The sequence below is a fragment of the Ignatzschineria sp. LJL83 genome (assembly GCF_054871845.1).
On sequence record NZ_JBTXLY010000001.1, the window covers coordinates 253,624 to 267,587 of the forward strand.

General features: G+C 38.9%; 9 protein-coding genes. 2 read left to right on the plus strand and 7 right to left on the minus strand.

What is annotated here, in order from left to right:
* Positions 1-275 precede the first annotated feature (275 nt).
* The gene (locus tag ACYSN2_RS01035) at positions 276-2,210 is read left to right on the plus strand and encodes a BCCT family transporter (protein WP_461748393.1); all 1,935 of its coding nucleotides are present in this window, start codon (positions 276-278) and stop codon (positions 2,208-2,210) included.
* A 154-nt stretch (positions 2,211-2,364) separates the two neighbouring features.
* Here ACYSN2_RS01035 and ACYSN2_RS01040 read toward each other — a convergent pair whose 3' ends face one another.
* The 5 genes from ACYSN2_RS01040 to recC form a co-directional block, all read right to left on the minus strand.
* A complete protein-coding gene (locus ACYSN2_RS01040; RefSeq protein WP_461748394.1) occupies positions 2,365-3,120 on the minus strand; it encodes an alpha/beta hydrolase in 756 nt (251 codons plus the stop codon).
* 219 nt (positions 3,121-3,339) lie between these two features.
* A complete protein-coding gene (gene folD, locus ACYSN2_RS01045; protein WP_461748395.1) occupies positions 3,340-4,224 on the minus strand; it encodes a bifunctional methylenetetrahydrofolate dehydrogenase/methenyltetrahydrofolate cyclohydrolase FolD in 885 nt (294 codons plus the stop codon).
* A 94-nt stretch (positions 4,225-4,318) separates the two neighbouring features.
* The gene (rapZ, locus tag ACYSN2_RS01050) at positions 4,319-5,182 is read right to left on the minus strand and encodes an RNase adapter RapZ (RefSeq protein ID WP_461748396.1); all 864 of its coding nucleotides are present in this window, start codon (positions 5,180-5,182) and stop codon (positions 4,319-4,321) included.
* Positions 5,183-5,229: 47 nt separating this feature from the next.
* Positions 5,230-6,042 (minus strand): hypothetical protein, encoded by an 813-nt coding sequence (locus ACYSN2_RS01055; RefSeq protein WP_461748397.1) that lies wholly within the window; start codon positions 6,040-6,042, stop codon positions 5,230-5,232.
* Complete coding sequence (gene recC / locus ACYSN2_RS01060) at positions 6,032-9,877, minus strand: exodeoxyribonuclease V subunit gamma (RefSeq protein WP_461748398.1); 3,846 nt, start codon at positions 9,875-9,877, stop codon at positions 6,032-6,034. The genes ACYSN2_RS01055 and recC overlap by 11 nt, the downstream gene beginning before the upstream one ends.
* Positions 9,878-10,353: 476 nt before the next feature.
* Between recC and ACYSN2_RS01065 the strand changes: the two genes are divergently transcribed.
* Positions 10,354-11,556 (plus strand): aminotransferase-like domain-containing protein, encoded by a 1,203-nt coding sequence (locus ACYSN2_RS01065; protein ID WP_461748399.1) that lies wholly within the window; start codon positions 10,354-10,356, stop codon positions 11,554-11,556.
* Positions 11,557-11,741: 185 nt separating this feature from the next.
* Here ACYSN2_RS01065 and ACYSN2_RS01070 read toward each other — a convergent pair whose 3' ends face one another.
* Together ACYSN2_RS01070 and ubiU are read right to left on the minus strand one after the other, a co-directional pair.
* Entirely contained in the window at positions 11,742-12,641 is a 900-nt protein-coding gene (locus ACYSN2_RS01070; protein ID WP_461748400.1) for a U32 family peptidase, read from the minus strand.
* 261 nt (positions 12,642-12,902) lie between these two features.
* Positions 12,903-13,901 (minus strand): ubiquinone anaerobic biosynthesis protein UbiU, encoded by a 999-nt coding sequence (gene ubiU, locus ACYSN2_RS01075; protein WP_461748401.1) that lies wholly within the window; start codon positions 13,899-13,901, stop codon positions 12,903-12,905.
* Positions 13,902-13,964: the final 63 nt, after the last annotated feature.

The following is a 13,964-nucleotide window of genomic DNA, read 5'->3' on the forward strand; positions in this document are numbered from 1 at the left end:
ATTTTTTTAATATTAATTTGCATATGTTTTATTTTATTTGTGTATTTATTCGTAATATGCGGATACGCGTGTCAATAAACTAGAGCATCACGTTCGAAAGAGCCTAAAAGCGTTCAGGATAGAGATAGCGAAGATGATGGAAGCAATTTCCATTTTTGATATCGACAATTATAAATAAACTCTAAATTTTACATAAATCACTTCAAGTTTATTGCGCTTGAGGAATGAGTGTCATAGATAAAAGTTTTTCTTATAGTGTTAACAGGGATGAAATTATGAATATAAAAAAACTACTGAATTGGGCGCTTATTGATTCTTATACATTTTTTGGTGCGCTCTTTCTTTTATTATTAGTCGTTATTCCTTTAATTATTTGGCCGGAAGCAGGTGATGTTTGGATTTCTCAAGCAAAAATGTTTGTGACAGATAAGTTTGGAATTTTTTACCTTCTTATGGGGCTTTCCGCACTTTTTTTCTTGGTATATATCTTTTTTAGTGACATTGGATATATCAAATTAGGAGAAGAGGATTGCGAGCCAGAGTTTAGTACCGCTTCTTGGGGGGCAATGCTTTTCAGTAGTGGAATTGGTGCGAGCATTCTCTATTTGGGAAGTATTGAGTGGGCTTACTACTATATTTCCCCACCCTTTAATGTGGAGTCTGGAAGTGCAGAAGCTGTTGTATGGGCATCGACTTATGGGATGTTTCACTGGGGATTAATTGCCTGGGCAATCTATTTAGTACCGGCAATTCCTATTGCCTATTTCTTTTATGTGCGTAAAGAGCCTGTGCTGAAGATCTCTGTAGCATTAAAACCTGTTTTGGGAGAAAAGCATAGTAATGGTTATATCGGGAAAACGATAGATATCCTCTTTATCTTTGGAATCTTGGGGGGTGGGGCTACTAGTTTAGGGCTAGCATCTCCTCTCATTACAGAAGGTTTGCATAAGTTATTTGGTTTACCCATGAATATACAAACCCAAGTGCTCGTTCTATTAATTACAACGATTATTTTTGCTTACTCCGCTTATGCTGGCTTAAAACGCGGCATACAATTTTTAAGTAATGTTACGATTTGGGGAGCGGTAATTCTCCTTCTATTTATCTTTATTGCGGGACCCACCGTATTCATCATGAACACGAGTATTTCGTCTGTGGGCCATATGTTTGATAACTTTTTTTCAATGGCAACATGGACAGAACCCTTTGGCGGATTAGAGGATTTTCCACAATCGAATTTCCCTCAAGATTGGACAATTTTCTATTGGGCGTGGTGGTTAGTATTTGCACCGACCATTGGGCTTTTTATTGCACGAGTTTCAAAAGGTCGAACGATTAGAAATATGATTGCTGGAAGTATCACATTAGGTGCTTTAGGATGTGCTTTCTTCTTCTTTATTTTAGGAAACTATGGCTTGCACCTTCAGCTGTCAGGAGAGCTTGATCTTGTCATGATTTTGAAAGAGCAAGGAGATACGGCAGCTATTTATGCAATGTTAGAATCTTTGCCATTCTCTCCTATTGTGATCGGACTATTTACCATATTAGCGGTGATTTTTACGGCAACAACGTTTGATTCGATGTCGTATATCTTAGCGGCTGTTGTACAGAAAAATATTGAAGATGAACCACTGCGTTGGAATCGACTTTTTTGGGCATTTGCGCTCTCTTTTATGCCGATTACCTTAATGTTTGTAAGCCAAATAACCGGCATTAACTCCTTATCTACTTTACAAACGGCTTCGGTTGTTGCCGGCGTGCCATTATTGGTAATTATCACAATGTTGATGGTTTCCATTAGTCGTGTTGCAAAAGTGGATTTAGAGATTCGAGATGATTATCAAAATCCTACCATTAATATTGAAAATCTACCGGAAGTGGATCCTTGGTCTGAAGAATATGCCTATTTAGAGAAATTTAATAAGCTTAAAGTTGAAGCAATAGAAGCGGCTGAAAATGAAAGAAATGTGATGAATGAGATCATGGCGCTTAAAGTGAAAATCAGAGATCGTTCCGTGAATAAGTTTTCTATACGGGATCGAAACTTTAGAATTACGAGCTCGGAAGTTAGTCAATTATCCCTTTTAGAAACTGCCTTAATAGAAGCGAAACTGAAGAAAGAAGCGAGTTCTTTGGCGGCACAAACTGCTCGAATTGAATTTAAAGAGTGCCGAGATCGAAAGCAAGAGAGCATAGAAGCTATTTCATGAGAATAGGAAATAGTGGATCATCTTCTAAATCAATAGAAAATAGAAGAAGATAGAAGAAGGCAGAAGAGAGAAAAAAATTAAGTGGTTAAAAAAAGCTATTAGGAACCAAGTTCTTAATAGCTTTTTGTTTTTAAGGGTTATTTACGGATCTATTTTATATCTCACTTGTGAGAACATCATGAATAAAATCAATCGATTTTTTAACGATGAAATCCGCATCATTATCGAGTGTTGCTACATGAAAACTTTCATGCAGTTCGATAAGGGTTTTATCTGTACTTTGAATTTGTTGATAGATCGTTGCCGAGTTGTTTGGTGGCACGACGTGATCTGTGGTTGAAGAGAAAATAAGAGTAGGGCAATGAATGTTTGAAAGCTCTTCTCGCACCTTTTTCATGAGCAGCATTAGTTCTTTCATGGATTTTACCGGCGTTCTATCATAGGCGAGCTCAGTGACATTGGTTTTTTTGATATCAGAGCCAATGCCGGAAACAAATTGTAATCCTTCAGATTGTGCAGATTGATAGATTTTTTCTAAGTCCGGCATATCAATTGCGGCATTGATAGTAATAATCCCGAGAATATCGTCATAATTTTCTGCAAGGTAGAGCGTTAATGCACCGCCCATTGAAAGTCCTGCCACAAAGATTTTATCGGCATGAAGCCTTAATTCATCTAACGCTTCTTCTACATCTTGAAGCCAATCTTTAAACTCGGCTTTTTCCATCTCTTCGGGAGAAATACCATGACCTGTTAATCTAGGCGCTAATACTGTGAACTCGGCATCAGCTAAGCCTTTACCAAGATAATGCATGCTCTGCGTTGAGCCGGTAAAACCATGAATAACAAGCACACCTACCTTTCCACCTTCATAAAAGAAATCTTCAGCACCGGGAATAATTTTACTCATGATAAGCTCCTTATAGGTTTAACAGATTAAATTTCAGATGATTCATTAGATGATTGCTTCACTATATCGAATTTATAATATTTTGGTAAAGAAGTGCTCATTTAATTTTTTAATACGGAAATTTATCGCCATAAAAAAAGCGCCCCTAAGAGCGCCTATTTATAAAAGATTGAAAATCTACTAATAATATCTATTAATTTGCGGTATTACTGCTGATTATTAGAGTTTGTTAGGATCTTCGATATTATTTTGTAAGCACATTGCCGTTAAAGTATTTCTTAATAAACAAGCAATTGTCATCGGGCCAACACCGCCTGGAACGGGTGTGATATACGCTGCATTTTTAACAGCCTCATCAAAATCCACATCGCCGACAAGACGAGTTTTACCATCTTCTTCAATGCGGTTAATACCTACATCGATTACCGCTGCACCTTTCTTAATCCAATCGCCTTTGACAAGTTTAGGAACACCAACAGCAGCAACCACGATATCTGCTTCACGGCAAAGTGCAGCAACATCTTTTGTACGAGAATGCGCAACGGTTACAGTACAGTTTTGTGAAAGAAGAAGTTGCATCATTGGTTTACCAACGATGTTTGAACGACCCACGATTACCGCATGTTTCCCTGAAAGATCTTTACCCAGTTTATCTTGTAGTAAAAGAAGGGAACCGAGTGGCGTACAAGGAATTAAATAAGGTTTACCGATAGAGAGCTGACCAATATTCACAGGATGAAAGCCATCCACATCTTTTAGTGGATTAATCGCATTTAATACTTCTTCTTCATTTAAATGTTTTGGAAGTGGTAATTGCACTAAAATGCCATGAATGGTTTTGTCGTTATTTAAAGTGTCGATAAGCTTCAACAATTCTTCTTGAGATGTTTCTGCTGAAAGACGGAATGTCTCTGATTTAAAGCCACACTCGATCGCAAATTTCTCTTTATTACGAACATATACTTGGCTTGCAGGATCTTCGCCTACTAATACAACTGCTAAACCTGGGCAGATGTTATGCTCTTTTTGAAGCGCAGCTGTTTGTTCAGTGATTGTTTGGCGAAGGTTTTGTGCGAATGCTTTTCCATCAATGAGATTGGTCATTGTAATTTCCTTATTTAAGCATAAATTTCATAGGCAAAAAGAGACTGACAATATGATTGAAGTGTAGGATTCATGATTCAATCCCATCACACAATTATGAATGACTAAGTTCTCGGTGCTTAACGAGAACAGTATTATCAGCCTGCAAAAGTTCAAATAATCGTTGCGCTAAGTAGACAGAACGATGTTTACCACCAGTACAACCAATGGCGATAGTGAGATATGATCGGGTTCCGATTTTAAAAGATGGGAGCCATTTTACAATAAATTGTGCGATATCATTATAGAATTCTTGAATATCTTGTGTATCTGCAAAGAAGTCATTGATCTCTTGGCTTAACCCATTAAACTCTCTGATACTCGGAACCCAATGAGGATTCGTCAGCATTCTGGCATCAAAGACAAAGTCTGCATCTAATGGAATCCCATTACGATAACCAAAAGAGATAATGTTTATGGAAAGAGAGCTATGTTGATTATCAATAAGTCGCTCTTTGAGGATAGATCTTAATTCATGAACATTAAGCATTGAGCTATCAATGATAATGTCGGCGCGAGTACGAATCGGAGAAAGTAATTCTCGCTCATGTCTAATGGCATCTATTAACGAAATTTCCGGATTTGTGAGCGGATGCTTTCTACGAGTATGACTATAACGCTTAATGATGATCTCATCATTGGTTTCTAAGAATAGAACTTTCGGGGTAATTGCGGCGAGAGATTCGATCTCTTTGAGGGTTGATTCCGCTTCCATAAAGTCTTCGGGGAAACTTCTAGCATCCACGCCAATCGCAAGTTTTGAGAGCCCTTTTTGTTGCTGAATCTCTTGCATAAATCTTGGAATGAATGAAATAGGCAAGTTGTCAATACAGAAGAACCCTTCATCCTCTAATGTTTGTAAGGCAATAGACTTTCCTGAACCGGATAATCCGCTGATAATGACCATCTGTTTTACCATTGACAACTCCTTTGAAAAGTAAGATTTATGATGATTAAAATGAATATTTAGAGATCCAATTGCATCTGTTTCGAATTTTTTTGAGATTTTGTAGATGCTGTAGTTTTATTTTTTGCAGACTTAGGTGTAGAGGAAGCTTTTTTAGTGCTATTTGCTTTTTTGGGTATATCTGTGCTTGTATTTTCTGTTACTTTTGAAGTAGTAGCTTTTTTAAGCTTTTCTGTATTTGAACTTGTAGTTGCTTTTGATTGTGTGTTGGATTTTGTATTGTCTTGATGAACCGTTTTAGATGTTCTTTTTCTAGTAGTGTTGGAACTAGAAGTATTGGAAGATTTCGGAGCATCCGTTGAAACGGGTTTTGTAGCTGAAGACGTTGTTGGTTCTGTATTGTTTGTAACGTTTTTTGAACCATTTTTTTGAGGTGGTTTTTTGGAAGCGACTTGCCCAATATGTACTTTAGGATGTTTATCTGAAGTTTTATTGTTCTTCGGAATGTTATTTTGAGCTTTCGATTCAGAAGATGGTACAGGCTTTTTCGCGACAACTTGATTACTCACTCTACTCATAGGGCGCAGACGTTGTTTTACTTGTTTGGCTTTAATGATGCTTAAAATCGCTGAAGCAAAACAAAAAATGGCCGTCGCACCGGCAATATAGTAACGATAATCTGTGAAGATATAACGAAACTCCCCTTTAAAGTGCACCAATGGCAAAACCCAAATGATAATGGGCAGTAAGAGGGCACAGATTAAAATATGAATCTTTGCCGGAATTAAGAGCCAAGTGCCGGTAATGCCGTCGTAATCATACTTTGAGGTTGGATGCTGTAAATCTTTTTCTGATACAGAATTATTCTTCATAAGACATTAACTCATTGAGGTAATGGTGATGAAAAAGAATATAAGCGAATACTTCTTTTTCTCCATATTGGGGAAATAATCGTTTTGAGGAGTTACTTCCAGACAAAAGAGATTTTACCTTATTTAAATTCATTCGGGTAGTTTGTGATAACGAATTGATAATATTCTCGCTATTTAATATTTCCTTGAACAATTCTGGATTCCAATTCTCTTTGGTAAACGCAAATAAATCCTCATTTTTAAGGCGAATATCGATACATGTTGTTTGAAATTCGGCGTTATCAAAAGCCTCTTTCGGCGATCCTTGAGAAGTTGCATCATAAAAGTAAGGAATCGGCCCTTGAATGCCGTAAAGATAGCCTTTGATAAGATGCGCTAAAATTGCCGTAGCTTCCTCTTTTCGGTAGTAAGGATACGTCACTTTATTCACTAACGAATCTTGATGATGCTGATATTTCCCCAATAACCATACTGTTTTTTGGGCACTTTCTTCCGTTTTTGTCGCGTGATAAAAGAGGTTAATGATCGCGCCTTTAAGTTGACGATCATGCTTTAACGATCCCACATCCCAAAGAATCAGATCGCCAAAAGGAGACGCTTCCGGCACTTCGCCATAAAGCGTAATGCCATCTTTAAAGGTGACAGTATCCGCTTTGCCGTAAGGATAATCGGCAGTGATGAGCTGTTTCACTAGTTCAATAGCGAATAAGCTTTTCTCTTTCCAAGCCAATTCTCCAAAGGCAAATTTTGGAAGCGCACCTTGTAGACGATATTTTTCAAATAATGATTTGCTCAGCTTTTCTAAAATATGATGAATGTCGTCATTATCATCCTGATCCTCATGAATGTTATTCTTGTCGAGGGTATTCACATCAACAGGCACTTTAAAAGGAGTGTCAAAATGATCTTTCAGCGCAGATGTTTTGATGGATCGATCTCTTAAAGCCTCGTGCTGATTTCGGGAGAATTCTTGTAATAACGCATGTACCAACGCTTGATGGAATTGATATTCATCCAATCCTTTACTAATAATAAACGGCTCATCATCTTCAATGAGATTGGTTTGATCTCTAAAAGTGGTTAGATTCAGGCGGTTTTCTGCAAAATATCGGCAAGGATCTTGATAAAAACGAATCAGCGCATGCAGAGAGATATCCGTTAACGGCGTGATTTTTTCTTGCGCTTGGAAGTTTTCAATCAGAGAATCATAAGAATAAGGTGCGCTGTATGCTTCGATCATTTCGGCATTGAGTAACCATTCATCTTGGAAGCTCTGAATTGCACTTGCCGGACTAAACAACATCGCATTATAAGATGCCATCGGATGAAGCGAAGTAATTTGTGTTGATGTTTTTGCCGGCGATTCTTCTTCTTCGTGCAAAGAAGATGTATGAAGCGAAGATTCAGGAAGCGACACCTGATCGATATAACGCATGAGCTCATCAATTAAGAGCGATGGATAGAGATCGCTATTATCGCGAATGGATTTACCGATATAGCTCAAATAGAGCGTTTCTTTCGCTGATAACAGCGCTTCTAGGAAGAGATAGCGGTCATCGGTATTGCGGTTACGATCGCCTCGCATGGGCTGATATTGAATCAGATCAAAGCTATGATGAATCGTTGATTTGGGGAAATCCGCCTGATTCATGCCGATCATGGCAATCATCTTGAAAGGAATCGTTCGCATGGGAATAAAAGAACAGAACGTGATTTTCCCTTGAATGAAGTTTTGCTCCGGCTTTTCTTCCAATAGCTTATTTTCTAACATCGGCGTTAGGGCTTTAAGCGGGATTTTTTGCGAAAATTCAATCTCATTCGCACCTTCTAAAATGCCGAGCCACATTTTTTGGGTGTAATGAAGTTTATCGTTATTATCTGATGTTTCGCTGAAGAAATCCTGCCAAACTTTCGGTAAAATTAACTCCCATTCGGTAATGGTTTTATCGCCGGAAAGAAGGGTTTTCGTATCAATGAGGCAATCAATAAAATGACACAGATTTCCTAAAATGAGGGCATTTTTTCCTTCAATATAAGGATAAGGCGATACGATATAATCCGTGGAATAGTGACTATAAACATGGCGGGGATCTTTATGATATGCATTATCCTGATTCATCATCGGAAAGGTTAAAGCGGAATCTTCAGAGCCATAACCAAGGAGCATGCGCTGTAATCCCCAGCGCCAAGTATTGATATCCCAATCAAAATATTCTAAATAGGGTGTTTGCAATTCATCTGTTAAATGCATGCCATCAATGGCTTGTTTGATATTCGCATCGTGAACCCAAAAATGAATGAGCGCTAAGTCCTCTTCTTCGAAGTGGAATTTCTCCATAATCTCCGGCATTTGAAGCATCAGCAGAAGATCACTCGCTTTAAAGGCGCTCTCCGGCAAAGCTAGCAATTGCATCAGCGTTGTGAAGATCGTTTCGCTCTCTTTAATGCTCACATCGGAAATGGAATAGGGCAGATAACGATTCTCCGGCGCACTGCCAAATACCGTATGAATAAACGGCGCATACGCTTCGATATTGGGCGTCATCACGACAATATCTTCCGGCGCAAGATCTGGATTATTTTCGAGTTGATGCAAAATCTGATCATAGAGTGCTTCCACTTCTCGCATCGGGCTATACGTTTGATGAAGTTGAATGGAGCGATCATTTTCAGCAACCACATAAGTTTCCGATTCTCTTGCCGGACGAAGATGATAAATCTCTCGTTGCAGATGTTGCAACAGGGAATTGACTTCCGGCTCCGCGAACGCTTCTGTAATTTGTAGATCTAAATCGCCATCATATTTTTGCAGGAGATGCAGATGATCTCGGCCCACTTTTCCAAGAGAAGCCAACAGCGGATTGCCGTAACTATTTTGCCATTCAGCGCTTAATGAATGGAGCATCGATGCCGGAATATGCGGAGAAATGGGATTAATTTGGCTCTCTGTTTGTTCAAAGAAGTTCGTTAAGCTAAAGCTTGGCATGCCGGCATTTTTCGTTAAATCCCCCCAATAATATTGCGAAGGATTATTAAAAAAGAGATGAATATCCATCACTTTTGAAAACTGCGCAATAAGGTCTAAAAAGAGCGGTGGCAACGAGTTTAAGCCAATAATGAAAATGCGTTTCGGCAATTTTTGGGAAATCGTCGGATCTTCTAACTTTTCGGCAATAAGCGGATGCAGTAAGCCAAAATGAAGCGGGCGACCAAGTTTGTCATAAACTTTGCGAAACAACGCCGCTTGCCAATATTCTAATTCAATCGGCAAGGATTGATCAAAATGGAGCGGCGATAATTTTTGGTCATTCCAAGCATTAATCCATTGGCTGCGATAGACGATATATTTATCAAAAATGGATGCCAACTCTTCGGCGAGATGCATAATGCCAATGAGCGGATTTTGTGATTGTTTGCTGACATTATCTTGCTCATATTGCGACAAATAATTACGAATGGGCGCAAAGAATGTAGGATCTTCTCCAAAAATATCGCTATCTTCTTTCGGAGAAACAATCTCTTCGATAATCTGCACTAATGGCCAAAAGAGCTGATCTTTAGATAATCGTTCAATGGGTTTTTCCGCACGTTCTTCTTCTGTGAAAATCATCTCCAATAGGTTCATCAACATTTTGGAAGGGAGCAGAAACTCCGCTTGCGTTAAAATGCCGAGCTGTTTGGCGAGCTTAATCTGCATCCATCTTGCCATTCCAAAGTTCTGCACAAGGAAATATTCTTTATCAAACGGGCTTTCTTGAGGGTCCACTTTTGTGATGTAACCTGCGATATATTGCAACGTATCTAAGTGATTTGAATAGTAGAGATGAAAACTCATAATGGATGCTTTTCCCCTAAAAAGTGATGAAAATACCGCCGCAACTTTGCTGTGAAACCTTGTGAAAAAGCTGATAAAAATAGTCATTCACAGCCAGAATTTATCTGATACAGTATTATATCAAAGTTCCATTTTAGAATTTCGATCCGTATTATTTGTCATGATGATTGACGAATTATTGATGACTTATAAATCTTTACATGCATGAACGGTTGCGATTCTTCTTAAAAGCGTTACTTTGTATGATCATGATCTGTTTTATAAGAGCATTTCTCAGCAATTTTGAAACGGCAACTTTGAAGTTCTACCGTTTAGAAATCTGTTATAAAAGAATCATGATTTTTTGTGGAAACGCATTTGTGTAAAAGCATTAGAAATAGCTAAAACATCGTTGAATAACATAGCTATTATCAGCATTCATTATCAAAGTTATTATCAGAATTCATCACACAAACAGATAGGAGTAGTGATACATCATGGCGGATTTAGAGAGTTTATTTGCAAAGCGCATTCAAGGTTCTCAAAGCTCTATCGTAAGAGATCTTTTGCAATATAGTAAAATGCCGAATATTGTTTCGTTAGCGGGTGGAATTCCTGCGGCGGATATGTTTGATATGGAAGGCATTAATGTCGCTCTGAATGAAGTCATTAGCTCCGGCGAAGTCAATGCTTATCAATACAGCACCACAGATGGCGAGCCGATTTTACAAGAAGAGATCGTAAAGCTCATTAAAGATCGCGGTATTATGGCAACGCCAAGTGAAATCGTTGTGACAAGCGGTTCTCAGCAAGGTTTAGATTTGATTGCGCGTACATTTTTAGATGAAGGCGATACGATTTTAGTAGAACGCCCAACCTATCTAGCGGCAATTCAAGGTTTTAAAATGACAGGCGCCAATGTTGAAGATGTTGCCGGCGGTTCTGATGGTTTAGATGTGGATGCCCTTGAAGCAAGACTTGAAAAAGGTCAAATCAAAGCGCTCTATATCGTGCCAACCTTTGCAAATCCAACGGGTTCCACGCTAAATCAAGAAAAACGTCAACGCATCTTGGATTTAGCGGTAAAACATAACTTTGTGATTTTTGAAGATGATCCTTACGGCGAAATTCGTTTCACAGAATCTTTAGCAAAACCGATCTATTCATTAGCAAAAACAGAAGAAGAGAAAGAGCATATTGTTTATCTTTCCTCATTCTCTAAAGTATTAGTGCCGGGATTACGTTTAGGATTTATCGTCACAAGCGAGAGAATCCGCGACAAAATCGTGATCTGTAAGCAATCTGTAGATCTTCATACGCCGGTATTATCACAGTTAATCGTGGCAAACTACCTCAAAAGCGGTCGTTTACAACCACGCATTAAAGAGATTTCAAAAGCATATAGAGCACGTTGCGAGCTATTAATGGATTCTTTAAAAGAACATACCGGCGACAAAATCACATTTGATGCACCGACGGGCGGCATGTTTCTTTGGGCGAAATTACCAAAAGGAATGAGCGCAACGAAACTTCTAAAATCTGCAATTGATGCCGAAGTAGTATTTGTGCCGGGCGCTGCGTTCTATGTAGGAATGCCGGAAGATGAAACCCTCAGACTCTCTTTTGCAACAGTGACAGAAGAAACTGCAAAAGAAGCGGGTCGCCGTTTAGCCATTGCTTTAGCCAATTACGAAGCGTAATTGGCATTAACTTATATTGGATTGATCTTATGGATCAATCTTATGAGTTATCTTTGATTTGAGTATCATTGAATTGTAGAAAATCTAAAAAGCCATCTTATTGAAGATGGCTTTTTGTTATTTGTAGATCACATGCTTTGTTCAACTTCTATCTAGCAATATAGAGCGTTATTTATATGATCGTTTTATAATAAGGATTGTTTCTCTTGAGCAATTTCCTTGCCGGCATTGCCGAACCAATAGCCATCGCACTCCTCAGGTTTAAGCGGAAAATGAGATGCGGTATTCTCGATGGCTTCTCGGTATTGGGAAATAACGTTGAAGATCTCTTTGTCATCAATAGGAGATAAGCGAATGACGTCAATCAGCCCTTTCATGGAAGCACATTCATTGATGAGATTACTGCAAAGTCCGCTCTGCATCTGAATACCATTCATGGTAAACAGCCTTTCTTGATCTTGAGAAATGACACCTTTGCCGGCAATATCTTCAATGCAGATCACTTCGCAATTCGCTTTCTCTCTTCCGGCATGTCTTGCTGTAAAACAGCGGGCTGAATAGGAAAGAGGAAGATAGCCAAAGGCGAGAATCTCTTTTTGAAATTGGTTCCAAGTACCAAAGCTGAGGGATTGTGTTTTAATCTCTTCTAGCCATTGTTTGGATAATTCCACCGGCAAACACCAACGATTCATGCCATTTCGGAGCATGATATTGAGAGATTCCGCATTATAAAGATTCAGAGCATGTCCGGCAGTGAACGGCAGTTTAGATTCATAGCAGAGATTAACCGCCGCCATATCATTTGCTTCCACGCTGAAAAGTCCATTATCTACGGCATTTTTAACATCTTGAAGTTTTGAGGGACTATCGACCAGAGCAAGAGAGGTTAAAACTACTTCTTTGTCAGATTTTTTAAGCACTTTTCCGATCTCAAGCCAATCCTCTAAGAGAAATTCTTGGCGTTTAGAACAGACCGTTTCACCTAAATAGACAATATCAACATCGCTGTTTTTTACGTTATCGTAGAAGTCATGAAGCCGATTTTTCTCCCAACAATAGAGAATGGGACCGAGAGATAATTTCATAAAAACACCTTCTTTTGGATAGATATCATTGTTTTGATTTAAATTTCTTAAAAGAATACATATGGCTGGCACAAGATATTCGGAAGCATGCAAGTATTCGAACCAGCGATGAATCAGCCTTTAGTTTTACCGTTGAATTGATCATTGAACCTTTTTAAACCCATTGTGCTATAGCCTTTCTCACTATGGTTTTTCTTAGGAAAGGATCGAAGCTGATAAAATAGGTGCGTTTTAAAGTCATCAATGCCGGTAAATACTGGGTTATAACCAATTTCGATTATAAGCGCCTAATGTTGTCTGTTTACCTTCCGAGATTTCATTGAGTGCTTGTTCCCAATGAGATTTCACTTGGAAATTTTCAGGATTAGAGCGGTAATGATCAATTGCTTCTCGCCAAGTCTGAGTGACTTTAGCTACATATGCCGGACTTCTTTGTCGGCCTTCAATTTTGACAGAAGCAATCCCCATTTTGAAAAATTCTGGAATGAGCGCAATGGTATTAAGGCTTGTGGGTTCTTCCATGACATGAGAAAGCGTTTCGCCGATATGATAACGACCTTTACAAAGTGTCGGATATCCCGCTTTTTCTTCTTTATTGAAGCGATCAATTAACACATCATTGAGCCTTGTTTCTTTGCCTCCATCCTCAATTTCAGACCACTCTACAAACTCCGCAGGCGAACAAGCACCGGCAGTATTGGGGGATTTCCCTGTGACATAAGAAGAGAGATAACAGCGACCTTCTGCCATAATACAGAGCCCACCAAAGGCGAATACTTCTAGGGGAACAGGAGAGATTTTAGCAAGCGATTTTACCTGATGAATGGGCAAAACTCGGGGAATAACGACACGATCAATATTAAATTCCCGATGATAAAATTTAATGGATTCAACGGAAGTGCTAGAAGCCTGAACAGAGAGATGCACTTCCATTTCTGGATATTTCTCGGCAACATATTCTAAGTTCGCAATGTCTGAAAGAATGAGCACATCGACACCTTCGCCAACCGCTCGATCAATGGCATTTTGCCAAATCTGCTGTTTTGCAGGATGGGCAAAAGTATTAATGGCAACATGGAGCTTGCGCCCAAATGTACGCGTGATGTTAATGGCTTCTTGTAATCGTTTCTCGGTAAAATTGAGTCCGGGAAAATGCCGAGCATTCGTTTCATCTTTCAGCCCGATATACGCTGCATCTGCGCCATATTCGAAAGCCGTTTTTAGTGCTGGAAGATTTCCTGCAGGACATAAAAGTTCCATAACTCTCCTTAGAATGATCAAAGTCAAAGCCTTTATAAGATAGATTGTTTAGAGTAGGGAGGT